Here is a 22,600-nt window from a genome sequence, read left to right on the forward strand (position 1 = left end):
TGAGGCGAATCAGAGATCGAGTACCAGCTTCGGTGTCTTGCAGCCGGAGCAGCAGATCATGATTCGGTCGTTGGCGGCTTTCTCGGCGTTGGTGAGCACCAGGTCCCGGTGGTCGGGGGTGCCTTCGAGCACCTTCACTTCGCAGGTGCCGCAGATGCCCTCCTGGCAGGAGAAGGGCGGCTCGATGCCGATGGCCAGCAGGCTGTCGAGGATGGTCTGCCCGGGGCGCACGTCCACCTGCTTGCCCGAGCGCGCCAGTTCGACCACGTAGCCGCCGTCCGTGGCGGCGGCTTCCTTGGCCGCGAAGTACTCCATGTGCACACGCTCGGGCGGGAGTGCGGCGGTCGCCTGCTCATAGGCGGCCAGCATGGGCAGCGGCCCGCAGCAGTAGACGTGCGCACCGGCGGGGAGCGCCTGCACGATCGCGGCGAGGTCCAGCATCTGGCCGCCGGCCTCCTGGTCGAAGTTCAGGCGCAGCTCGACGTTGGGATTGCCGTGATGGCCCTGCAGTACATCCAGGAAGGCCGCGTTGCGCCGCGTGCGCGCAGCGTAGTGAAGCCGCCATGGCGTACCCAGTTCCTGGCTGCGCGCGATCATGCTCATCATCGGCGTGATGCCGATGCCGCCCGCGATGAACACATTCATCGGCGATGTCTCGTCGAGCGGGAAGTTGTTGCGCGGCGCGCCGATGGTGAGCGTTTCGCCCGAGCGCAGCACTTCGTGCATGTAGCGTGAGCCGCCGCGGCTCTTCGCGTCCTTGTTGACGCCGATGAGGTAGCGGTGCCGCTCGCCGGGCGCGTTGAGCAGCGAATAGCTGCGCAACAGGCCGTTGGGAAGGTGGAGGTCGATATGCGCGCCGGCCGTGAAGGCAGGCAGGTCCTTCAACGGAGGCATCGGTACGAGCTCGAAGCCGAGGATGCCGTCGGCTTCGTAGGTGACGGCTCGCACGCGGACCTGTATCAACGAATCTTGGGTACTCATGAGAAGTCTCCAGATGCAATGGGGGTCAGAGATCGAGGGCGGCCATCGGCTCGATGGCGACACCCATCGCGGCCGCGTGTTCCTCCTGCACCCACCCGGGCTGCCCGGCGTGGAAGATGAAGTGGTTCAGCAGGCGGTTCCACTTCGGATGACGCCGGTACTCGGCCAGCGGCAGGCCTTTCAGGAAGAAGTCGCGCGAATCGCTCGGCAGGAACAGCGGCTCCCCGGGTGCGGATCGCAGCACGCCCTTCGGGTCGCGGCCGGACTGGACCGCCTCGATGTCTTCGAAGAGCTGTCGCCGCAGCATCGCGATGCCGCGATCGCTCGCGCCGAGGTTCTCGCGCGTGCGGTCCGCAATGCGCCCCTGGCCGACCCACGCGACGATGTCCTGGTTGACGATGTGGCTGGTGATCCAGCGATCGGTTTCGGGATCGCGGATCGGGCTGTACCAGGTGGGAATGGCTTTCTGGACGAACGGCTCCGACTCGTGCGGCACGCGGATGAACGACCAGGTCACGTTGAGCGTGTTCCCGTCGTCGATCGGCACGCGCCATTCGAAGTGATCGCCGAGAAAGAATCCGTTGGGCCAGAGGCAGACGCGCCCGATGGTCCACAAGGGATGATTCGCATCGGTGTCTTCGGTGATGCGCTTGTAGACCAGCCCGTGCTCGAAGTCCTCGAACGCCAGTTGCACATGTGCGGGTGCGTAGCCGACTTCGTCCCCGGCAGGCGCGCCGCGAAGGCGGCGGCTCCAGTTGGCGTGCATCCATTCGAAGTGCACGGGGTCGATCGAGTTCTCCTGCGTCTGGAGCCAGTTGCAGGGCACTTCGGAGAACACCGCCTGCACGAAGCCGTTGGGCCAGTGGAAGGGTTCCCAGTCGGGCAATTGCGGCGCGGGCTGCGGCCCCATGTAGGCCCACAGGAGGCCAGCCAGGGGCCGCACTTCATAGGCTTTGAGGCGGACCTTGCAACGCATGCGCGAAGAAGGATCCACATGCTCCTCGAACGGCTGCGCGACGCATGCGCCTTGGGGGTCGTACTGCCAGCCGTGGTAGTTGCAGCGAATGCCGTTCTGCTCGACATAGCCGTATGAGAGATCGGCCCGGCGGTGCGCACAGTGCCGATCCACCAGCCCGTAGCGGCCGCCGAGGTCCTTGAACAGCACCAGGTCTTCGCCCATGAGGCGCACGGGCTTCACCGGCTCGCGGTCGAGTTCGTCGATGCCCGCGATCGGGTGCCAATGTCGGCGCAGCACCTCGCCCATCGGGGTTCCGGGACCGACTTCGGTGAGCTGGCGATTCTTGTCTTCAGTGAGCATGGGACAGACGGCCTTCTTTTTATTCCGCCTTGAAGCCGGAAGCCTTGATGATGGGCGCCCAGTGCGCGAGCTCGGCGCGTTGCAGCGCGTCCATCTCGGGGCCGGGGCGGAAGTCCGGTTGCACCCACAGGCGTTGCGTGAGCAGTTCCTTGACTTCGGGCGTTTGCAGTGCCTGTTGCAAGGCTTTCTGCATGCGCTCGATCTCGGCTGCAGGCGTGCCGGCGCGTGCCCACATGCCGGTCCATCCTTCGCCCGACGTCACATCCACCCCCTGTTCCGCGAAGGTGGGAATCTCGGGGATCAACGGCGAGCGCTCCTTGGTGAAGATGCCGATCACGCGGATGCGGCCGGAGCGGTGGTGCGGCATCATGCTGTCGATCAGGCTGATGGCCGATGAGAGGTGTCCGCCCACCAGGTCGGTCACCATCGGCGGCGTGCCCTTGTAGGGGGTCACGGGCAGGTCGATACCCGCCGTCTTCGCAAGCTGGACGCCGAGGAAGGCGTTCTGCCCGCCCAGCCCCGGGGCGCCGAAGCTGGCCTTCCCGGGATGGCGGCGTACCCACTCGATGAACTCGGGCACGTTCTTCGCGCCGGTGTTGTTCGCCACCCCCATCCCGAGCGGATACGACGCGAGCGTCCCCACCGGCACGAAATCCTTGAGGATGTTCCAGCGAATTTCGTGGGGGAACACCAGCGTCTGGAAAGTCGGCGTGGCGTTCGGTGCCGCCATGTAGGTCAGCCCGTCCGCCGGTGCCGCAACCACTGTGTCGGCCGCGATGCGTCCACCTACGCCGGGCTTGTTGTCGATGATCACCGGCTGGCCGAGCAGCGCCGGCAGGCGGTCCGCGACGGCGCGGATGATCGCGTCGGTCGCGCCGCCGGGCGGAAAACCCACGACGATGCGGATCACCGGCTTGCCTTGCGCATGAATGACCTGGGGCACCGCCAGCATGGCCGCGCCGGACGCCAGCAGGCTGCGACGGGTGAGTTTCATTGTTGTCTCCGAATAGTTGTGTGGCCAGTGATTCCCTTGCCGGAACCCCGCACCTAGAGATCCGCCAGCTGTCGCCATTCACCCGGGTTGGAGATCACGCCCCCGATCGAGCGGATTTTCCGGTAGTCGAGCTCCGGGTGGTGCGCCATCGTCGGCGCCTTGCCTTCCATGAACTCGCGCGCGGCCTTCAGCAGCATCTGGCGAACGCGGAGCACCGCGCCGTCCGCGGAACACAGCTGCTCGTCGGTGCGGTCGACGATTGGCCCCTGGCTGATGAACATCGCGAAGTCCTCGGTGCCCAGGTGCTGCGGAAAGCCGGTCTTGTGGCCGCGCTTCATGAGGTCGCGGTTCTGCCCCCAGTTCTCGTTGGGGCCGCCGGGCGGCAGCGGGGGGAAGTTCCACACGTCCGGAGAGGCCGACATCACCGTCATGCCGAGTGGGCGCTTCGGGTTGAAGTGCACGAACCACGCGCGGTGCGTCACATCGTCCACCGGCGTCGAGAAGAACACCGTGGTAGGCCCGTTGGCGTCGGGCGGGCAGATGATCCCGTACCACGGCATCACGAAGTTGTTGACGCGCGCGTAGACCTGGCCGTCGGGCAGCGTGCGCAGCGCGGCGTAGCGGTAGCCGTAGGGGCGTTCCTCGAATTCCAGTTTGGGCGCGAGCGCCTTGGTCATCAGCATGCGTTCGTTGCCGCCGCCCGCGGTGATCTGCGTGGTCGATTCGTGCAGCACGCCCACGTGGGAGGAATCCATCGAGGCTTCGACGCCCTGCACCCAGTTGGTCGGCACCTCTGCGCTGGTCACCGAACGCTGGTTCGGCGGCAGGTCGATGAAGGGAAGGTCGGGGAAGGGCGGCGGAGTGTCGCCCTTGCCGAGCCAGACCCAGACGATGCCACCGCGATCCGCCGTCGTGTAGCGGTTCACGCGCACATGCTTGCAGAACTGCGCCTGGTCGCCGGTGTGGTTGGGGGCTTCGACGACCTCGCCTTTGACGTTGAACTTCCAGCCGTGATAGATGCAGCGCAGGCCGTTGTCCTCGTTGCGCGCCAGCGCGAGCGAGGCCTTGCGATGCGGGCACTGCTCGTCGAGCACGCCGACCGAACCATCGGTGGCGCGGAAGGCCACGTAGTTCTTGCCCAGCAGGCGGATGCGCACCGGCGCGCCGTCGGCTTCGAGCTTGATGGAGGGGACGGCTGGCAGCCAGTAGTGCTGGCGGATCATTTCCCCCATCGGGGCGCCGTTTTCGACGCGCGTCAGCAGTTCGTTGTCTTCCTTGCTCATCGGCATGAGAGGGTCTCCAGTGTGGTTCAGGCTTGCGCGTGCGCGCGATCAGCGGCAGTCCTCGTCCCTGCGGAACGCGCGCGGATAGACGCGACGGCAGTTGCATTCGAAGATGTCGGTGCGCTGCTTGTCGGTGAGCCACTCGATGCTCTCGATGACGGGCTTCATGTCGTCGTAGTCACGCCCGCTGATCGGGTCGCGCGAGCTGCCGGTGCCCGGCTTCTCGGTGCCGAAGAGGACGTTGTCGGTGCCGGCCACCTTCAGCAGCAGCTCGATGGCTTCCTTGCTGTAGTTGCAGGTGTCGAAGTAGAGCTTGCGCAGCTGCTCGTCGAAGGTCTCTTTCTCGCCCTTGCGCACGTTCCACGAGCGGAAGCGCCCCATCTGGTAGGGGATCGCGCCGCCGCCGTGCGCCACGACGATCTTGAGGTCGGGGAAAGTGTCGAAGGTCTTCGCGCCGAGCAGCGAGACGACAGCGATGCTTTCCTCGTTGATGAACTTCAGCGTGTATGACTCGCGCGCGCTGCAGCTGCCCGCGGAGTGGATCAGGCCCGGCACGTCCAGCTCGGTCATCGCCTTGTAGAGGGGATGCCAGAACGCATCGCCCAGCCCCGGCGGATCGCCCAGGCCTTCGGTCGGATCGGGGTTGATCAGGCAGCCGACGAAACCGAGCTGCGTCACGCAGCGTTGCAGTTCCGGGATCACGCGCAGCTCCAGCGGCTCGTCCATGTATTGCGGCAGCCCGGCGACGCCGCGGAAGCGGTCGGGGAACATCTCGACGAAGCGTGCGATGAGGTCGTTGCAGTGCGTCGTCCACAGCTCCGTCACGCGGCCGGGCTTGACGGAGTGCATCTGCAGGTAAGGGCGCGGCGAGATGAACTGGATGTCGGTGCCGACGTTGTCCATGCTCTTCACCAGCTCTTCGGCCACCTTGCGCACCGAGGCGTCGGGGATCTTCGGCAGCGTGTTGGGGTTGGCGCGGCCACCCACCAGCTCCGCCATGAAGCGGAAGCTCTCGGGCGGCATGACGATGTGGGCGTGGGAATCGATGATCATGAAAGAAGCGCTTTCCAGGGGCTTTCGGGTTTATCGGATGACGGCCATCACTTCGAGCTGCAGCCACATGCCGTGCTGAAGCGGAACCACCGTGATGTGGCGCGCCGGGCGATCGTGAGGATCGGGAAACGCGGCCAGCCACTCGGCATTGACCGCCTCGCGCACCGCGTTGTCGCGGACGGTGACGGAGAGCTTGACCACGTCGGCCAGCGTGGCGCCGCCAGCTTCGAGCAGCGCGCGCAGGTTGGCGAAGGCATTGCCCGCCTGTGCCGCCATGTCTTCGGGGAGCTGCCCGGTGGCGGGGTCCTTGCCGGCGATGGCGGAGGAACAGAGGATGTTGCCGACGCGTGCACCGGCGGGGATCGGCGCGTTGTGCGACGCGCCGGGCAAGTCGATGGAACGACCGGATGAGGCCATGGGGATGTCCTGCGGAGTGCTTGTGAAGAGGAAGGTCAGTGGTCCGCGCCTTCGCTCTCGAAGAAGCTCATCGGCATGCGGGCCAGGAATTCGGAGAAGCCGGTGGAACCCGAGGGCACGTGGAGCAGCATCGCGTGGGAGGCGAGGGCTTCGTCCCCGTCCTGAATCGCGCGGGCCACGCGCAGGTGGTCCTGCAGCGACTTGCTGATCTGCGCCTTGGTCTGGAAGTCCTTCAGGCGGTAGCGCTGGATCTGCCGGCGCGCATTGCGGATGAGTTCGGCGAGGTACGGATTGCGCGCGCCGTCGTAGACGGACTCGTGGAAGAAAGTGTTGGCGATCGCATATTCGGCCGCACCGCCTTGCACCGCCGCGTCCTGGCAGCGCTGGATGGCGTCGTCCAGCGTCTTGCGCAGCGGGTCGTCCACCCGGCGCGCGGCGAGCTTGGCGGCCAGCGCCTCCAGCTCGCCGATGCTTTCCATGATCGCGCGCACCTGGTTGATGGACAGGCGCGCCACGGTCACGCCCTGGCGCGGCGCGATTCGCACCAGGTCGCGCGCGGCGAGCTGCTGCAGCGCCTCGCGCACCGGTGTGCGTGACACCTGGAAGCGCGCGGCCAGTGCCCGCTCGTCGAGCGGCGCGCCCGGCGGAAGGCTGCCGCTTTCGATTTCCTCCTGCAGCACCGTGCGGATCTCGTTCGCGCGGCCACCGCGCCGACGCGACTCGTCGCTGGCGGTGTCTTCGTCGGAAAGAAGGGAGGGGTCGTGATCGGTTTCCATGGATGGGAACATACCACCTGTCGGTGTTGGTATGCAAGAAATATTTATTTGAATGCCAAGATGCGCCCGGTGCGACGGCTTGGCCGAGGGCGATTCATGTTGGGAATGCATGCCTGTCCTTAGCGATTCCCCTAATGAGATTCAGCGCCTGCGGGCGCCCGAAGCGCATCTCTGGCTTCCTCGAAATTCTCTTCTGGTGTGTTGACAAGCTATTTGGGTATGCCAGAATGCGTCACATGAATGCCAACCACCTCAACCTGCAGCGCGTGATGACGGCGCGCTCCATTGCCATCGTTGGCGCCTCCGCCGACCCCCGCTCCTTCGGCGGTTTCGTGCAGGGCAACCTGGAGCGCTTCGGCTACGACGGCGCGCTGCATCTCGTGAGCCGTGGCAGCGTGGAAATCAACGGACGCGGCTGCGTGAAGTCGGTCGACGAACTGCCCGAGGGCATCGACCTGGCGGTGCTCGCCATTCCCGAAGCCGGCGTGCTGGAGGCCGTGAAGTCCCTCGCCGCGCGCGGCTGCCATGCGGCGGTGTTGTTCGCATCGGGCTACGCGGAGGCGGGCGAAGAGGGCCAGGCGAAGCAGGAGACGCTGGCACGCGCGGCGCGCGACGCTGGCATCGTGCTCGTCGGCCCGAACTGCATGGGCTTCACCAATCTCGCGGCCGGGGTGCCCGTCACCTTCGAGCCGCTGGCCGTGCGCGAGCGCGAGCGGCGGCCCGGCGTTGGCGTCGTGGCGCAAAGCGGCTTCATGGCCGCGACCCTGCGCGATGCTTTCCTCGGCAACGGCGTTCCGGTGACATCGGTGTTTTCCACCGGCAACGAGGTCTCGGTGAGCGTCGAAGACGTGCTCGCGCACTACGTTGGCGATGCGCAGACCCGCGTCATCACCGTGTACGCGGAACAGATCCGCCGCCCGGGCCTCTTCCTGCGACTGGCCGCGGAGGCGCGTGCCAAGGGCAAGCCGGTGGTGTTGCTGATGCCGGGGCGCAGCGAGCGCGCGCGCGAGGCCGCGCAATCGCACACCGGCGCACTGGCCGGCGACCACGCGACGGCCATCGCGCTGTTGCGGCGCGAGGCCGTCGTGGTCGTGGAGTCGCTGGATGAATTGCTGGACACGACCGCGATCCTTCTGCGTTATCCGCAGCCTCCGGTGGGTGGCGCCGCCTTCATGACCGGCTCCGGCGCGATGAAGAACCTCGCGCTCGATTTCGCCGACGACCTTGGCCTGGAACTGCCGGAACTCGAGCCCGCCACGGTCGACAAGCTCCGCGCCATGTTGCCGCCCTACGCGGTGGCCGAGAACCCGCTGGACTACACCACCATCGGCGTGCGCCAGCCCGGCCTGATCGGCGAGCTGCTGCTGACCATGCTGGACGACGCGCGCATCGGCAGCATCGTGCTGGCGATCCCGGTCGGCCCCGTGGTGGCGCAGAAGGACAAGGCCGAGCACATCGTTCCGGCCATTGCGAAGGCGCGCAAGCCCGCGGTGCTGGTGCTGACTGGCGATGCGAGCCCGATCGAGCCATTCTTCATAGAGGCCATCCACGCGAGCGGCGTGCCGCTGTTCCGCTCGGCCGATCGCGCGCTGCGTGCGCTGCGTCGCGTCGCCGCTTACGGCGAGGCGCTGCAACGCGCGGCTCGCGTCGCGCAGGCGCAGCCTCGCGCGTTGCCGCTGCCCGGTCCGGTGCCTGCCAATGGCATCTTTCCCGAATACCAGGGCAAGGCGTGGCTCGCCCGCGCCGGCCTGACGGTCCCCCGGGGTGCGCTCGCGCGCAGCGCCGACGAGGCCGTGGACATCGCCAAGGACATCGGTTTCCCGGTGGTGCTCAAGGCGCAGGCCAGCGAATTGCCCCACAAGAGCGATGTCGGCGGGGTCCTCGTCGGGCTGGCCGACGAAGCCGCCGTGCGTGAAGGCTGGCGGCGTCTGTTCGACAACGTCGGCCGTCACCGTCCGGAATTGCAGCTCGACGGCGCGCTGGTCGAAGCCATGGGCCCGCGCGGACTCGAACTGGTGGTGGGCGCAAAGCGCGATCCCGAATGGGGCCCTGTCGTGCTGGTGGGCCTCGGCGGCATCTGGATCGAGGCGCTGAAGGATGTGCGCCTGATCCCGGCCGACATGGCCGAGGACGACATCGTGGTCGAGCTCGGCCGTCTCAAGGCCGCCGCGGTGTTGCGCGGCACGCGCGGTGAAGCCGGCGTGGACCTGAAGGCGATCGCCCGCGTCGTCGCACGGGTCGGCGAGCAGATGCGCGCCAACCCCCAGATCAGCGAGATCGACATCAACCCGCTCGTGGCCTATCCGGCGGGGACGACGCCTTCCGTGCTGGCGCTCGATGCGCTGGTCGTGGCCACTGCCTGAGGACCGGGACATGAAGCTGCAGTTCTCGCCCGCCGACGAAGCCTTCCGCCTGGAAGTGCGCGAGTTCGTCCGAGCCCGTCTGCCTGCCGACATCCGCCGCAAGGTCGAGCTCGGCCTGCGTCTCGAACACGCCGACTACGTGACCTGGTTCCGCATCCTCGAAGCACGCGGCTGGCTCACGCCGGCCTGGCCGGTCGAGCACGGGGGACCCGGCTGGAACCACCTGCAGCGCTACATCTTCGACGAGGAGACGCTGCTCGGCGGCGCGCCGCGCATCATCGCCAGCGGCATCCAGATGCTCGGCCCGGTGCTGCACGCCTTCGGCACCGACGAGCAGAAGAAGAAATATCTGCCCGACATCCGCCAGAGCAACACCTGGTGGGCGCAAGGCTTCTCGGAACCGGGCGCCGGTTCCGACCTCGCGGCAGTGCGGACCAGCGCGGTGCTCGAACCCGACGGCAGACACTTCGTCGTCAATGGCCACAAGGTCTGGACCTCGTACGCGCAGTGGTGCTCGATGATGTTCGCGCTCGTCCGGACCGACCCTGAAGCCGCGAAGCCACAGGAAGGCATCTCGTTCCTGCTGATCGACATGGCAACGCCCGGCATCACGGTGCGGCCCATCCGCATGCTCGAAGGCGGAGAGGACCTCAACGAGTGCTACCTCGACAACGTGCGCGTGCCGGTCGAGAACCTGGTGGGCGAACTGCACAAGGGCTGGTCGTGCGGCAAGTACCTGCTGGGCCACGAGCGCACCGGCATCGCCGGCATCGGCTCGTGCAAGCAGCAACTGGCGCGTGCACGGCGGCTCGCGACGCAGCAGGGGCTGGATGGCGATGCCGTGCTGCAGGCGCGCCTCACCCAGTTCGAAGTCGAGCTGATGGCGCTCGAGTTCACCGCGCTGCGGTTGTTGAGCGCCAACCAGCAGAGCCCCGTTCCGGCGGTGGAGGCGTCGATGCTCAAGGTGCGCGGCACCGAGCTGCGCCAAGCCATCTACGAAACGCTGGTCGACATCGCCGGCCCGGATGCGGTGCCGTTCTCGCTGGAGGCGCAATTCCTCGAACGGCTCGACCAGGCCGCGACCGACGACTCGATGGTCGCGCTCGCCGCGAACTGCCTCGACTCCCGCAAGGTCACGATCTACGGCGGCACCAATGAAGTCCAGCGCAACCTGATCGCGCGCGCCGCCCTGGACGCGTTCTGAAGCAACACGAGCACGACGATGGACTTTTCCCTCAACGACGATCATCTGGCGCTGCGCGATGCGGTGCGCCGTTTCTGCGACGGCGAGTATCCCGCCGAGCACCGTGGCAACGCCGAGACCCGCGGGCAATCGGCGCAGCGCTGGAGCGCCATGGCCGAGCTGGGCTTGCTGGGCCTGCCTTTCGATGCCGACATGGGCGGCACGGGGCAGGGCGCCGTCGAGGTGATGTTGGTCGCCCAGGAGCTCGGCCGGGCGCTGGGCGGCGGCGCGTTCGTGGCGAGTACGGTCATGGCGGGCGAGCTGCTGCGGCGGCTGGCATCCGAAACCCAGCAGCGGCAATGGCTGCCCGCGATGGCCGAAAGCCGCATCCAGGCGGCGGTGGCGCTCTACGAAGAGGGCATGCGCTACGACTGGCAGCGCATTCGCACCCGCGCCACCGAAACGCCGGAGGGCTATGTGCTCGAAGGCCGCAAGACCCTGGTGCTGCACGGCGACACGGCGGACCTGCTGCTCGTCGCGGCGCGCAGCACCGGCGATAGCGGCGCCAGCGTGTTCGCGGTCGACGCCCGTGCGCCTGGCGTGCAGGTCCAGAGCTTCGACACGCTCGATGGCCGCCGCGCCGCGCATGTGCGATTCGATCGCGTGCTGGTCGGGGCCGATCGGCTGCTCGGCGTGCGCGGGAAGGCCGACGACGCCATCGAAGCCGCGCTCGATGCCGCCGTCGCGGCCCTTTGCGCCGAGACCGTGGGTGCGGTCGAAGCGCTTCTCGCTCAGACCGCCGAGCACCTGCGCACCCGCCGGCAGTTCGGCTCGCCGCTGGCGAAGTTCCAGGTGCTGCAGCACCGAATGGCCGACATGGCGATCGGGCTGGAGCAGCTCAAGTCCATGGCCTGCGCCGCCGCGATGGCAGTCGAGGCCGATGACGCCGCGCAGCGCCGCCGCCTCGTGTCCGCCGCCAAGGTCCTCGCGAGCCAGCAGGGCCGTCAGATCGCGCTCGCGGCAATCCAGATGCACGGTGCGATGGGCATGACCGACGAGTGCCGCGTCGGCCACTACGCCAAGCGGCTGGTGGTCATCGGCCAACTCTTCGGCGATGCCGCGTGGCATCTGCGGCGCATGGCCGCGGCCCGCGACTGATTGCGGGCAACGCTTCGATATCAACCAAGGAGACAAGCAAGGTGAATCGCAAGACTTTCAATGCGGCGCTGCTCGCCGCGATGCTGGGCGTCTCGATGACGGCCAGTGCGCAATCCGATCAGCCGATCAAGATCCTCGTGGGCTTCCCGCCCGGCGGCTCGACCGACACGGTGGCCCGCGTGCTGGCCGAGAAGCTGTCGATGGTGCTCAAGCAGCCGATCATCATCGACAACAAGCCCGGCGCCGGCGGTCGGATTGCAGCGCAGGCGCTCAAGGCGGCCGCGCCGGACGGCCTCACGTACATGATCGCGCCCAACGCCACGCCGGTGTTCCAGACGCTGCTCTATCCACCGGCCGTGCTGAAGTACGACATGCTGAAGGACTTCGCGCCGGTGGCGGTCATGGTGTCCTATCCGCTCGCGCTGGCCGTCGGCCAGGACACCGGCGTCAGGAACGCGAAGGACTTCGTGGCGTGGGCCAAGTCGCATCCGCAGCAAGCGAGCTTCGGCACCGCGGGCGCCGGTGGCCATACGCACTTCAGCGGCTTGCAGCTCGGCAAGGCCATCGGCGTGAACCTGCAGGCCGTGCCCTATCGTGGCAACGGTCCGCTGGTCACCGATCTGCTCGGCGGGCAGGTGTCGGCCGGCGTGATGACGGCCGGCGACATCCTGCCGCACCAGGGGACAGGCAAGGCGCGCGTCATCGCCGTCTTCGGTGCGAAGCGCTCGCCGCTGCTCCCTGACGTGCCGACCTTCAAGGAGCAGGGCATCGATATCGACACCGGCGACGCGTGGACCGGCATGTGGGCGCCCGCGAAGACGCCGCAAGGCCAGCTCGACCGCATGCAGAACGCGCTGAAGCAAGTGCTGGACTTGCCCGAGGTGCGCGACATCCTGATGAACAAGGCGACCCTGAATCCTGATTTCCGCCCGGCCGACGAGATGGACAAGCTGGAGCGCAAGGAGCTCGCGTACTGGGGCCCGGTGATCAAAGCCTCCGGCTTCACCCCTGATCAATGACGCTCACCCCCAGCCTCGCCCACTTCGTGTGGCTCTGCACCCCCTTGCAGGGGGCAATCCCGCCGGCCCGGCGAAGCCGGTTCCGCGGGATTTCTGGAATTGGCTGCGCCGCTTTCGATGCGCAGCGTCATGGAGCACTGGAATCGATATGAGCCTCAACGGATCCGCCTGCATCGTCGGCGCCTACGAACATCCCACGCGAAAGGCCGATGACCTGTCGGTGGTGCGACTGCACGCCGACGTGGCCAAGGGCGCACTGGAAGACGCTGGCCTGTCGAAGCACGACATCGACGGCTACTTCTGCGCTGGCGATGCGCCCGGGCTGGGTACCACCACGATGGCCGAGTATCTCGGCCTCAAGCTGCGCCATGTGGACTCGACGGAATGCGGCGGCTCGGCGCCCATCCTCCATGTGGCGCATGCGGCCGAGGCCATCGCGGCGGGGCGTTGCAATGTCGCGCTGATCACGCTCGCCGGCCGGCCGCGTGCGCAGATGGCGGCCGCCCAGGCCGCAGCGAAAGGCAACGCAGCGAGGGCGCCGCTCGCGCTGAAGCCGCCGGACCCCGATGCGCCGGAGCTCGCCTTCGAGTTGCCCTACGGCCCGGCCACGCAGAACCTCTACGCCGCCGTGGCGAAACGGCACATGTACGAGTTCGGCACGACCAGCGAGCAGCTTGCGTGGATCAAGGTCGCTGCCTCGCACCACGCGCAGCACAACCCGCATGCGATGCTCCGCGAGGTGGTCACGGTGGATGACGTGGTGAATTCGCCGATGGTGAGCGACCCGTTGCACCGGCTCGACTGCTGCGTGATGAGCGACGGCGGCGGCGCGATCATCGTCGCGCGTCCGGAAATCGCGCGCGACCTGAAGCGACCGCTGGTCAAGGTGCGCGGCACCGGCGAGGCGCCCAAGCACGGGATGGGCGGCAAGCTCGATCTCACCTATTCGGCGACTGCGTGGTCGGGTCCGCTGGCCTTTGCGGAAGCCGGTGTGACGCCGGCGGACATCCAGTACGCCTCGCTCTACGACAGCTTCACCATCACCGTGCTGATGCAGCTCGAAGACCTCGGCTTCTGCAGAAAGGGCGAAGGCGGCCGCTTCGTGGCCGACGGCAACCTGATCTCGGGCGTCGGCAAGCTGCCTTTCAACACGGACGGCGGCGGCCTGTGCAACAACCATCCGGCCAATCGCGGCGGTGTCACCAAGATCATCGAGGCGGTGCGCCAGTTGCGCGGCGAAGCCCATCCCGCAGTGCAAGTGCCGAACTGCACCCTCGCGCTCGCGAACGGCATCGGCGGTGCGCTGGCCTCGCGCCACACCGCCGGCACGCTGATCCTTGAAAGGCTTTGAAGACCATGGGCACCACTGCAACCTCCGCAGGCGCGTCGCGCCGCATCCCCGCACCGCGCGTGCTGCCTGAATCGCTGCCCTACTGGACCGCCGCCGACGAAGGGCGCCTGCTCGTCAAGAAGTGCAGGGCCTGCGGCGAAGTGCATCACTACCCGCGCGACATCTGTCCGCATTGCCTGAGCGCCGACACCGAATGGCTGCAGGCCGCCGGCACCGGCACGCTGTATTCGTTCAGCACCATGGGCAAGGGCGAGGCCGCCTACACGCTGGCGTTCGTGACGCTGGCCGAGGGCGTCACGCTGATGACCAACCTGGTGGACTGCGATCCGGCGGCGGTCTCCATCGGCCAGACGGTGCGTGTCGTCTTCAAGCCGAGCGACGGCGGCCACGCCGTGCCCATGTTCACGCCCGCGTGACGGAGACCTGCATGCCCACCACCCAGACGCCCGCCACCGAAACGATACGCAAGGGCCCGCTGTCGCGCTTCACCATCCTCGATGCCACGCGCGTGCGTGCCGGCCCGACAGCGATCCGCACCTTCGCCGACCTCGGCGCACGCGTGATCAAGCTGGAGATCCCGCCCGGCGCGCCCGGCGGCGACGACATGATCGGCGGCCGCGATCACAACCGCGCGGACTACGAGAACCTGCATCGCAACAAGGAGAGCCTGACGCTCAACATGAAGGAGCCGCAGGGGCGCGAGATCCTGCACCGGCTCGTCGCGCAGGCCGACGTCTTCATCGAGAACTACCGGCCCGATGTGAAGTACCGCCTCGGCATCGGCCCGGACGAGTTGCGCGCCATCAACCCGCGGCTGGTCTACGCGAGCATCTCGGGCTTCGGCCAGGACGGCCCCTATGCGAGCTGGCCCGGCTTCGATTCCATCGCGCAAGGCATGGGCGGATTGATGAGCGTCACCGGCAAGCCCGAGGACGGGCCGATGCGCGTGGGCATCCCGATCGCGGACCTGTGCGCGGGGCACTTCTGCGCGCAGGCGATCATGGCCGCGCTGCTGGAGCGCGATTCGACCGGCGAGGGCCAATGGGTGCAGACCTCGCTGCTCGAAGCGCAGATCGCGATGCTCGACTTCCAGGCCGCGCAATGGCTCATCGACCGCAAGATCCCGAAGGCCACCGGCAACGAGCATCCGCTGACGGTGCCGACGGGTGTTTTCCAGACGCGCGACGGCCATATCAATCTCGCGGCCATAGGCCAGAACATGTGGCGGCGCCTGTGCGAAGCGCTCGATGTTCCGCATCTCGTGCAGGAGCCGGGCTTCGGCTCCGATCCTGAGCGCGTGCAGAACCGCGCGCGCGTCAACGCTGCCGTGGGAGAGGTGTTAAGGACGCGGACCACCGCGGAATGGACCGAGCGCCTGCTCAAGGCCGGCGTACCGTGCGGGCCGATCCACACGGTCGACCGCATGTTCGACGACCCGCAGGTCCGGCACCTGGGCATGGCGCGCCCGATGCACCACCCCGAGCTCGGTGACATCGAGGTCGTGGGCCTTCCCATGCAGTTCTCGCGCCATCCGCGCGGCGAAGGACCGATGAAGCCCGCGCCGAATCAGGGCGACCAGACCGATGCGATCCTGGCCGATCTGGGCTACGGTTGCGAACAGATCGCGCAATTGCGCGCGCGATTCGTCATCTGAAAGCGAAAGAGCACCATGGCCCGACTTGCAGCCGCGTTCGGCTCCTCCCACAGCATCATGCTGGTCTCGCAGCGCGAGGACTGGCAGCACGGATTTCGTGTCATCGACACGAAGAATCCCCACTACTACGACAAGAGCGGCGCGAAGACCGACTACGAAGCGCTCCTCGCCGCTGCACCGGCCGGTTCCGAGGCCATGGTCACGCCCGAGAAGATGAGCGAGCGCTTCGACGCCGCGGAAGCCGCAATGGACGAGCTCGGCCGGCGCATCCGCGAGGCGCGACTCGATGTGCTGCTGATCGTGGGCGACGACCAGACCGAGCTCTTCCGCACGACCAACAACCCGGCATTCGCGATCTACTTCGGCCCCACGATCCGCAACACCGCGCGCGAGCCGGCCGCGCCTGGCGACAACTGGGTCAAGTCCGCGCGCATGTGGCGTCACGAGCCCGAGGTTGACCGCGAATATCCGGTGAAGAGCGATCTTGCCGAGTGGCTGATCCGGAAGCTGTGCGACCGCGATTTCGACATCACCGCCATGGACGGGCTCGAACGCGGCCAGTTCGAGGGCCACGCCTTCCAGTTCATCCACCGCCGCCTGCTCAAGGACTACGAGCTGCCGGTGATCCCGGTGATCCTCAACACCTTCGATCCGCCGAACCAGCCGACGCCGCGCCGCTGCGTCGCGCTCGGCAAGGCGCTGCGCGAGTTGATCGCCGAATGGCCGCAGGACATCCGTGTCGGTGTGATCGCCTCCGGTGGACTCAGTCACTTCGTCGTCGACGAGGAACTGGACCACAAGATCATCAACGCGATCCGCGCCAAGGACAGCGCCACGCTCGCCTCGCTCGATCCGAAGCAGTTGCAGGCGGGCAGTTCCGAGATCCGCAACTGGCTCGTGGTCGGGGAGATGGCGCGCGATCTCGATCTGGAGTGGATCGAATACGTGCCCGGCTATCGCACCGCCGCGCTGACCGGCACCGGCCTCGCCTTCGCGGCGTGGAAGACGCTTCCCTGAACCTTTCTGCCTGACGACACATGAGTGATCTCAACGTACAACGCCTGCGCCGGCTCGATGCCTGCGCGGTTTCCGATGCGCTGGACAAGCTGGCGCTTCCGGGTGCGGTGACCGGCCTTCCGCAGCGCAGCGGCGCGGGCCGCATCGCCGGCCGCGCAGTGACCATGAAAGTCGGCCCGGGCGCGCCGCCGTCCGGCCCGCCGCGGCACCTGGGCTGCACGGCCATCGAACAGTCGGGGCCCGACGATGTCATCGTGGTCGAGCAGCGGTCGGGCGTCGAAGCCGGCTGCTGGGGCGGCCTTCTCACGCTGGGCGCGAAGGTGCGCGGCGTGGCAGGCGTGGTGGCCGACGGGCCGCTGCGCGATGTCGACGAGGCCATGGCGTATGAATTCCCCGTCTTCAGCCGCAGCCTCACCTCGCGCACCGCGCGCGGCCGCGTCGTGGAGCTCGGCGTGCAGGTGCCGGTGACCATCGGCACCACGTCGGGGAACGAAGTGGCGGTCTGGCCCGGCGACTACGTCCTGGCCGATCGCAGCGCGGTGATCTTCATCGCCGCGGCCAACATCGAACGCGTGCTCGACGCGGCCGAATCGATCGCGGCCAAGGAAGCCGCAATGGCCAAGGCCATCCTGGCCGGAACGCCCATCGGCGAGGTGATGGGCGGCAACTACGAACACATGCTGGAGCAATGAACACCATGGATGCCAAGACCGACACCACGGACCTCAACATCGCGCGCGCCGCGCGATTCGACACCGCCACGCTCAGCGATGCGCTGGACAAGCTCGGCATCGCCGGCCAGTGCTACCGCATCAAGCCGCGCGATAGCGCCTTTCGCATGGCCGGGCGCGCATGGACGCTGCTCTACGGCCCCGCGGGCAACCCTGCAGGCACCGTGGGTGACTACATCGACGACGTGCCGCCGGGCAGCGTCATCGTGCTCGACAACGGCGGCCGCGACAACGCGACCGTGTGGGGCGACATCCTCACCGAGATCGCGCATCGGCGCGGCATCGCGGGCACGGTGATCGACGGCGTGTGCCGCGACACCTATCTCTGCCGCGAACTGGGCTACGCAGTCTTCAGCAAGGACCACTGGATGCGTACGGGCAAGGACCGCGTGCAGGTCGAGGCCATCGGCGTGCCGGTGAACATCGGCGACGCCCGCGTCGCGCCCGGCGACATCGTTGTCGGGGATTCGGATGGTGTCGTCGTGATCCCCAAGACGCACGAAGACAAGGTGCTGGATACGGCGCAGGCTATCGATGCGGCCGAGCAACGCATCCGCGAAGCGGTGCGGGGAGGCATGCGCCTCGACGAGGCGCGCAGGCAATTCAAGTACCACCAGCTCCAGACTCGCCAGGGCGCATGACTCGCATGAAGAAGCACGATCCCGCCCTGACCACCCGCCTGGATTTCCAGCGCCTCGACCCCGGGCTCGCGTCGGACGCGGCCTGCCTGCCGACGGCGACGCTGCATGAAGCGGGCAAGAAGATCGGCGCGCTGCCTTCGGCCATCCGCCCTGTGGCGCCGCACTTCCGCTTCGCGGGCTCCGCGCTCACAGTGCACTCGCCTGGGGGGGACAACCTGTGGCTTCACCGCGCGCTCGATGTGGCACAGCCCGGCGACGTGCTCGTGGTGTTCACGAGCGGCGTGTACGAACATGGTTACTGGGGCGAGATCATGACCACCATGGCCAAGGTACGCGGCCTCGCGGGCCTCGTCATCGACGGGTGCGTGCGCGACGGCGTCTTGCTGGGCGAGATCGGGTTTCCGGTCTTCGCGCGAGGCCTGTGCATCCGCGGGACCGGCAAGGACTTCGGCGCCACGGGTTGGATCAACTACCCGGTCACCATGGGCGACGTCATCGTTCATCCGGGTGATCTCGTGGTGGGCGACTTCGATGGCGTCGTCGCCATTCCGCAGGCGCGCGCTGCCGAGGTCGTCGCTGCGGGGCGCAAGCGCGAGGCCGAAGAGGCCGCGATCCTTCGGCGGTTGGAGGCGGGCGAAGGCACCCTCGCCGTCTATGGCTGGCAATGAGGGCTGTGCGCATGGCTTCTCATGACGCGACCTCGTCGCCCTCCGAGCCGCTGCTGACGCTGGATGGCAGCGTCGCGACCCTCACGCTCAACCGTCCCGCGCACCGCAACCGTCTGGAGGATGCCGACCTGCGCGTGCTGCTGGGGCACTTCCAGCGCATCGATGCGGACGCGGGCATCCGCGTGGTGAAGCTCACCGCCAACACGCAGGGGCAGCCCCGGCCGGTGTTCTGCGCGGGCTATCACATCGGCGGCTTCGACGGTGAGGCCGGCCGGGATGAATCCGTGCCGTTCGAGCGGGTCGCCGATGCGCTGGCGGCGCTGCGGCCTGTCACGGTTTGCGCACTCAACGGCAGCGTCTACGGAGGCGCCACCGACCTTGTCCTGGCCTGTGATCTTTGCGTGGGCCTGTCAGGGATCGAGTTCCGCATGCCTGCGACGGCCCTCGGACTGCACTACTACCCGAGCGGCCTGCAACGCTATGTCGCTCGCATGGGAGTCTCCGGCGCCAAGCGTGCTTTCCTCACGGCGAGGCGGTTCACGGCCGAGATGCTGTTGCACATGGGCTGCCTGGAGGAAGTCGCCGAGTCGTCGGCCTTCGACGGCGCTGTGGCGGGACTCGTGGACGAGATCGTCGAGCTCGCACCGCTGGCGGTTCAGTCCACCAAGCGGTCGCTCAACGAGATCGCGGCGGGGTGCATCGACATGGCGGCCATCCGGCAGCGAGAGGCGCTCACCGCGGCCAGTCGCGACTTCGCCGAAGGGCGTGCGGCATTCCAGGAAAAGCGAAAGGCCCGTTTCACGGGCAACTGAACCATTCCGAAAGTGATCACCCATGGACCTCGGTATCAAAGGACGTCGTGCGCTTGTCATGGCCTCTTCGCAAGGACTGGGCAAAGCCTGTGCCATGGCCCTGGCTTCGGAAGGATGCGAAGTCTGGATCAACGGGCGCGACGAGACCCGCCTCGCCGCAGCCGCAGAAGAGATCAGGGCTGCCACAGGCGCCGAAGTCCATACGGTCGTTGCCGACCTGAACACCGCGACCGGGCGCGAGCGGTTGGTGTCGGCGTGCCCGGACCCTGACATTCTGGTCACCAACAATGGCGGTCCCTCGCCCGGAACCATCGATCAGTGGGACCACGCCGCCTGGCTTGCCGCGCTGGAGGCGAACCTGCTGGCACCCGTTCTGGTGCTGCGTTCCGTGCTGCCGGGGATGGTGCAACGCAAGTTCGGCCGCATCGTGAATGTCACATCGGCCATGGTGAAGGCGCCGGTGCCCGTCATGGGCCTGTCGACCGCGGCGCGCGCGGGTCTCGTTGCCCTGAGCAAGGCCGTTTCGCACGACGTCGCCCGCCACAACGTCACGATCAACAACCTTCTTCCCGAGCGGATCGACACCGATCGCCAGCGATACATGGCCGAGCGGATGATGAAGGAGCAGGGATGCTCCCTGGAAGAGGCTCGGCGGCAGATTGCCGACACGATCTCGGCCAAGCGATTTGGTCGACCGGAAGAATTCGCTGCGGCGTGCGCGTTCTTTTGCAGTGCGCAGGCGGGCTTCATCTCGGGACAGAACCTGCAGCTGGACGGTGGGTCCTATACCGGTCTCGTATGAGGGGTCGGGCAGCGCTCGGGAGCGATGCGCTCAGACGTCGAGCACCAACCGCTGCGTGAGGCTGCCGGAGCAGCAGACCATGATCGACTGGTTGGCCGCCTTCTCCTCGTTGGAGAGGTAGTCGTCGCGGTGGTCGGGCGTGCCTTCCAGCACCGGCATGCAGCAGGTGCCGCAAATGCCTTGCGAGCAGGAATACTGGACCGGCACGCCGGCATCGAGCAGGGTGTCCAGCAGCGACTTCCCCGCTTCGACGCTCAGGGTCTTGCCGCTGCGGGCGAGTTGCACCTCGTAGCCGCCGGTGGTCGCGGCTTCCTGGCTGGCACTGAAGCGCTCCAGGTGGACGCGCTGCGGCGGCAGGCCACTGCAGGCGCTCGCAAATGCGTCCAGCATGCCGCTCGGCCCGCAGCAGTACAGGTGCGATCCCGCCGGTGCCTCGCGCACGATGGCGGCGATGTCCGGCCGTTCCATGTCCTCGCCGGTGCAGTGCAGATTCACGGCATTGCCGCTGCGATCCAGCGCGTTCAATTCCCGCACGTACGCTGCGCGATGTCGTGAGCGAACCGAGTAGTGCAGACGCCAGGCGCGGCCCAGCGTATTCAGACGCGCAGCCATCGACACGAAGGGCGTGATGCCGATGCCGCCCGCGATGAAGATCGAAAGCGGCGCATCTTCGTATAGCGGAAAGTCGTTGACCGGCAGACTGCTTGCGAGTCGATCGCCGGGCCGCGGCGTGCTGTGCATCCAGGCCGAACCGCCCCGGCCGCCGGCCGCGCGATCGACGGCGACCACATAGCGATGGCGTTCGCCCGGTTCGTTCACCAGCGAGTAGCTGCGCAGCAGGGCGTCGGGCAGGTGCAGGTCGATGTGAGCGCCCGCAGTGAAGGCCGGCAGCGGGGCGCCGCTGGCGGAAACGAACTCGTACGAGACGATGCCCTCCGCTTCGCGGCGAAGCTGGCGCAGCAGCAGTTGCGGCCCTGTCACGGTGTGTAGCCGAAGCCGGCGTCGAGCCGCGCGGTCATGTGTTCGGCGTGATCCTGCCACTGCACGCCGGCGGGCAGCGTGAGCGACACGGCACGCACCATGAATGTCGATGGGTCACCCACACCCTGCGGCTCGGTGCCGCTGGCCTGCATGTTGCGCACCGTGTCCAGCAGCAGGCGCCGCGTCATCGCGACGCCGGTGTCGCTGATGCCGAGGTTTTCCTTGCTGCGGTCGTAGATGGCGGCCACGCCCGACTGGCAGGCCGCATCCTGCACCCACAGGCCGGGCAGGCCGGAGAACCACGTCTTGGTCTGCGCGTCGTAGTTGAAGAGATAGCCGTTCTGGCGGGTGTACTTGGTCCAGTACTTGGCGAAGGGCTCGGTGGCCGGTCGGGGCGCGAAGGCGTCCTTGCTGGCATGGCCGGTCTCGCGGCCCGCGTGACCGTTCTCGAACAGCGCGCGCGACTTGTCGTAGAGCTTCTCCGAGGGGTGGTAGGAAAACATGATGCACAGCGTGTTGTGGTCGTCGAGCGGCACCCACGCGTGGCCTGACAGTTCGGGGTACTGCGACTGCGGCGGCACCAGCGTCCAGAAGGGCAGGAGGAACTGGTTCACCCGCCAGTAGCTGGTCTCTTCGTCGAGCTTGCGGCGCGAGGCGATGCTCATGCCGAAGGGCTGGCGCTGGCATTGGAAGGTGGGGCGCAGGTCGCGCTTGGCGATCCAGTCGCTGATGGCGCCCTGCGCATCGATGCGGCCATGCAGGATCGGCGCGTGGGCGGAGTCGATCTCGCCTTCCACCGCCTGCAGCCAGTTGCATTCCTGCACGCGGAAGCTGACGTGAACGCGCTCGGCGGGCACGAGGTTCCATTCCATCTCGGGCAACGGCGGCGGGTTGTCCTGCTGCGGGCCCATGTAGGCCCAGGCGATGCCGTTCCGTTCGCGGCAGGCATAAGCCTTGAGGCGGACCTTGTCCTTCAGGCGGCTTTCGGGCAACTCGGCGGGCAGGTCCTGCACATGGCCGTCGGTGCCGAACTTCCAGCCGTGATAGACGCAGCGCAAGCCGCAATCCTCGTTGCGCCCGAAGACCAGTGGGGCACCACGATGCGGACAGGCGTGGTCCACCAGGCCGAGCTTGCCTTCGCTGTCGCGGAAGGCGATCAGGTCCTCGCCCAGCAGACGCACCCGTTGCGGCATGCCGCCGGCCGGCAGATCGCTGGTGGGAAGAAAGGGAATCCAGTAAAGGCGCATCAGGCTGCCCATGGCAGTGCCTGCGCCCACGCGGACGAGCGTTTCGTTGTCTTCAGAGGAGAGCATGGGACGGCTCCGAGAAAGTGATGGATTGGCCTATTGGTTAAACCATTCTAATGCCGATCGGCGTGAAACGGAAGTCCCGCGAGGC

At 67.4% G+C, this 22,600-nt stretch carries 22 protein-coding genes; 13 read left to right on the top strand and 9 right to left on the bottom strand.

The window, feature by feature from the left end; all coding sequences use genetic code 11:
- Positions 1–9 precede the first annotated feature (9 nt).
- From WKW77_RS17755 to WKW77_RS17785, 7 genes are read right to left on the bottom strand one after another with little or no spacing between them, the layout of a single operon-like run.
- Positions 10–981, bottom strand: coding sequence for a PDR/VanB family oxidoreductase (locus tag WKW77_RS17755; protein WP_340358171.1), 972 nt, complete (start codon positions 979–981; stop codon positions 10–12).
- 25 nt (positions 982–1,006) lie between these two features.
- The gene (locus WKW77_RS17760; protein WP_340358172.1) at positions 1,007–2,299 is read right to left on the bottom strand and encodes a Rieske 2Fe-2S domain-containing protein; all 1,293 of its coding nucleotides are present in this window, start codon (positions 2,297–2,299) and stop codon (positions 1,007–1,009) included.
- Positions 2,300–2,318: 19 nt separating this feature from the next.
- Positions 2,319–3,293 carry a Bug family tripartite tricarboxylate transporter substrate binding protein gene (locus tag WKW77_RS17765; protein WP_340358173.1) on the bottom strand — a complete coding sequence of 325 codons (975 nt, stop codon included), beginning with the start codon at positions 3,291–3,293 and terminating at the stop codon, positions 2,319–2,321.
- Between the two features lie 53 nt (positions 3,294–3,346).
- Entirely contained in the window at positions 3,347–4,582 is a 1,236-nt protein-coding gene (locus WKW77_RS17770; protein WP_340358174.1) for a Rieske 2Fe-2S domain-containing protein, read from the bottom strand.
- Between the two features lie 42 nt (positions 4,583–4,624).
- Complete coding sequence (locus WKW77_RS17775) at positions 4,625–5,629, bottom strand: amidohydrolase family protein (RefSeq protein ID WP_340358175.1); 1,005 nt, start codon at positions 5,627–5,629, stop codon at positions 4,625–4,627.
- A 30-nt stretch (positions 5,630–5,659) separates the two neighbouring features.
- A complete protein-coding gene (locus WKW77_RS17780; RefSeq protein WP_340358176.1) occupies positions 5,660–6,046 on the bottom strand; it encodes a RidA family protein in 387 nt (128 codons plus the stop codon).
- Positions 6,047–6,081: 35 nt separating this feature from the next.
- On the bottom strand, positions 6,082–6,822 hold the full coding sequence (locus WKW77_RS17785) for a GntR family transcriptional regulator (RefSeq protein WP_340358177.1): 741 nt from the start codon (positions 6,820–6,822) through the stop codon (positions 6,082–6,084).
- A 236-nt stretch (positions 6,823–7,058) separates the two neighbouring features.
- Here WKW77_RS17785 and WKW77_RS17790 point away from each other — a divergent pair, with 236 nt between their 5' ends.
- The 13 genes from WKW77_RS17790 (at position 7,059) to WKW77_RS17850 (ending at position 20,221) form a co-directional block, all read left to right on the top strand.
- Complete coding sequence (locus WKW77_RS17790) at positions 7,059–9,185, top strand: acetate--CoA ligase family protein (protein WP_340358178.1); 2,127 nt, start codon at positions 7,059–7,061, stop codon at positions 9,183–9,185.
- Between the two features lie 10 nt (positions 9,186–9,195).
- Complete coding sequence (locus WKW77_RS17795; RefSeq protein WP_340358179.1) at positions 9,196–10,389, top strand: acyl-CoA dehydrogenase family protein; 1,194 nt, start codon at positions 9,196–9,198, stop codon at positions 10,387–10,389.
- 18 nt (positions 10,390–10,407) lie between these two features.
- On the top strand, positions 10,408–11,526 hold the full coding sequence (locus WKW77_RS17800) for an acyl-CoA dehydrogenase family protein (RefSeq protein ID WP_340358180.1): 1,119 nt from the start codon (positions 10,408–10,410) through the stop codon (positions 11,524–11,526).
- Between the two features lie 41 nt (positions 11,527–11,567).
- Positions 11,568–12,545, top strand: a complete 978-nt coding sequence (locus WKW77_RS17805; RefSeq protein ID WP_340358181.1) for a Bug family tripartite tricarboxylate transporter substrate binding protein — start codon at positions 11,568–11,570, stop codon at positions 12,543–12,545.
- Positions 12,546–12,693: 148 nt separating this feature from the next.
- Positions 12,694–13,896, top strand: a complete 1,203-nt coding sequence (locus WKW77_RS17810) for a thiolase domain-containing protein (RefSeq protein ID WP_340358182.1) — start codon at positions 12,694–12,696, stop codon at positions 13,894–13,896.
- Positions 13,897–13,901: 5 nt separating this feature from the next.
- The gene (locus WKW77_RS17815; RefSeq protein WP_340358183.1) at positions 13,902–14,312 is read left to right on the top strand and encodes a Zn-ribbon domain-containing OB-fold protein; all 411 of its coding nucleotides are present in this window, start codon (positions 13,902–13,904) and stop codon (positions 14,310–14,312) included.
- 11 nt (positions 14,313–14,323) lie between these two features.
- Entirely contained in the window at positions 14,324–15,550 is a 1,227-nt protein-coding gene (locus WKW77_RS17820; protein ID WP_340358184.1) for a CaiB/BaiF CoA transferase family protein, read from the top strand.
- A gap of 15 nt (positions 15,551–15,565) precedes the next feature.
- Entirely contained in the window at positions 15,566–16,567 is a 1,002-nt protein-coding gene (locus WKW77_RS17825) for a DODA-type extradiol aromatic ring-opening family dioxygenase (RefSeq protein ID WP_340358185.1), read from the top strand.
- 20 nt (positions 16,568–16,587) lie between these two features.
- Positions 16,588–17,259: an RraA family protein gene (locus WKW77_RS17830; protein WP_340358186.1), complete on the top strand. Its 672-nt coding sequence runs from the start codon at positions 16,588–16,590 to the stop codon at positions 17,257–17,259.
- Between the two features lie 5 nt (positions 17,260–17,264).
- Complete coding sequence (locus tag WKW77_RS17835) at positions 17,265–17,939, top strand: RraA family protein (RefSeq protein ID WP_340358380.1); 675 nt, start codon at positions 17,265–17,267, stop codon at positions 17,937–17,939.
- Between the two features lie 5 nt (positions 17,940–17,944).
- Positions 17,945–18,607, top strand: coding sequence for an RraA family protein (locus tag WKW77_RS17840; RefSeq protein WP_340358187.1), 663 nt, complete (start codon positions 17,945–17,947; stop codon positions 18,605–18,607).
- Positions 18,608–18,618: 11 nt separating this feature from the next.
- On the top strand, positions 18,619–19,419 hold the full coding sequence (locus WKW77_RS17845) for an enoyl-CoA hydratase/isomerase family protein (protein WP_340358188.1): 801 nt from the start codon (positions 18,619–18,621) through the stop codon (positions 19,417–19,419).
- A 22-nt stretch (positions 19,420–19,441) separates the two neighbouring features.
- Complete coding sequence (locus WKW77_RS17850) at positions 19,442–20,221, top strand: SDR family oxidoreductase (RefSeq protein ID WP_340358189.1); 780 nt, start codon at positions 19,442–19,444, stop codon at positions 20,219–20,221.
- 30 nt (positions 20,222–20,251) lie between these two features.
- On the opposite strand, the gene WKW77_RS17855 is transcribed toward WKW77_RS17850, so the two are convergent.
- Both WKW77_RS17855 and WKW77_RS17860 read right to left on the bottom strand, forming a co-directional pair.
- Complete coding sequence (locus WKW77_RS17855) at positions 20,252–21,202, bottom strand: PDR/VanB family oxidoreductase (RefSeq protein ID WP_340358190.1); 951 nt, start codon at positions 21,200–21,202, stop codon at positions 20,252–20,254.
- Positions 21,199–22,515: a Rieske 2Fe-2S domain-containing protein gene (locus WKW77_RS17860; protein ID WP_340358191.1), complete on the bottom strand. Its 1,317-nt coding sequence runs from the start codon at positions 22,513–22,515 to the stop codon at positions 21,199–21,201. Before WKW77_RS17860 ends, WKW77_RS17855 begins: the two co-directional genes overlap by 4 nt.
- Positions 22,516–22,600 lie beyond the last annotated feature (85 nt).

This window comes from Variovorax ureilyticus, assembly GCF_037889935.1.
GTDB lineage: Bacteria > Pseudomonadota > Gammaproteobacteria > Burkholderiales > Burkholderiaceae_C > Variovorax > Variovorax ureilyticus.

Bases quoted from the DNA above. Each gene is read 5' to 3' on its own strand.
- WKW77_RS17755 (WP_340358171.1), bottom strand. From the start codon at position 981: ATGAGTACCCAAGATTCGTTGATACAGGTCCGCGTGCGAGCCGTCACC.
- WKW77_RS17760 (WP_340358172.1), bottom strand. From the start codon at position 2,299: ATGCTCACTGAAGACAAGAATCGCCAGCTCACCGAAGTCGGTCCCGGA.
- WKW77_RS17765 (WP_340358173.1), bottom strand. From the start codon at position 3,293: ATGAAACTCACCCGTCGCAGCCTGCTGGCGTCCGGCGCGGCCATGCTG.
- WKW77_RS17770 (WP_340358174.1), bottom strand. From the start codon at position 4,582: ATGCCGATGAGCAAGGAAGACAACGAACTGCTGACGCGCGTCGAAAAC.
- WKW77_RS17775 (WP_340358175.1), bottom strand. From the start codon at position 5,629: ATGATCATCGATTCCCACGCCCACATCGTCATGCCGCCCGAGAGCTTC.
- WKW77_RS17780 (WP_340358176.1), bottom strand. From the start codon at position 6,046: ATGGCCTCATCCGGTCGTTCCATCGACTTGCCCGGCGCGTCGCACAAC.
- WKW77_RS17785 (WP_340358177.1), bottom strand. From the start codon at position 6,822: ATGGAAACCGATCACGACCCCTCCCTTCTTTCCGACGAAGACACCGCC.
- WKW77_RS17790 (WP_340358178.1), top strand. From the start codon at position 7,059: ATGAATGCCAACCACCTCAACCTGCAGCGCGTGATGACGGCGCGCTCC.
- WKW77_RS17795 (WP_340358179.1), top strand. From the start codon at position 9,196: ATGAAGCTGCAGTTCTCGCCCGCCGACGAAGCCTTCCGCCTGGAAGTG.
- WKW77_RS17800 (WP_340358180.1), top strand. From the start codon at position 10,408: ATGGACTTTTCCCTCAACGACGATCATCTGGCGCTGCGCGATGCGGTG.
- WKW77_RS17810 (WP_340358182.1), top strand. From the start codon at position 12,694: ATGAGCCTCAACGGATCCGCCTGCATCGTCGGCGCCTACGAACATCCC.
- WKW77_RS17815 (WP_340358183.1), top strand. From the start codon at position 13,902: ATGGGCACCACTGCAACCTCCGCAGGCGCGTCGCGCCGCATCCCCGCA.
- WKW77_RS17820 (WP_340358184.1), top strand. From the start codon at position 14,324: ATGCCCACCACCCAGACGCCCGCCACCGAAACGATACGCAAGGGCCCG.
- WKW77_RS17825 (WP_340358185.1), top strand. From the start codon at position 15,566: ATGGCCCGACTTGCAGCCGCGTTCGGCTCCTCCCACAGCATCATGCTG.
- WKW77_RS17830 (WP_340358186.1), top strand. From the start codon at position 16,588: ATGAGTGATCTCAACGTACAACGCCTGCGCCGGCTCGATGCCTGCGCG.
- WKW77_RS17835 (WP_340358380.1), top strand. From the start codon at position 17,265: ATGGATGCCAAGACCGACACCACGGACCTCAACATCGCGCGCGCCGCG.
- WKW77_RS17840 (WP_340358187.1), top strand. From the start codon at position 17,945: ATGAAGAAGCACGATCCCGCCCTGACCACCCGCCTGGATTTCCAGCGC.
- WKW77_RS17845 (WP_340358188.1), top strand. From the start codon at position 18,619: ATGGCTTCTCATGACGCGACCTCGTCGCCCTCCGAGCCGCTGCTGACG.
- WKW77_RS17850 (WP_340358189.1), top strand. From the start codon at position 19,442: ATGGACCTCGGTATCAAAGGACGTCGTGCGCTTGTCATGGCCTCTTCG.
- WKW77_RS17860 (WP_340358191.1), bottom strand. From the start codon at position 22,515: ATGCTCTCCTCTGAAGACAACGAAACGCTCGTCCGCGTGGGCGCAGGC.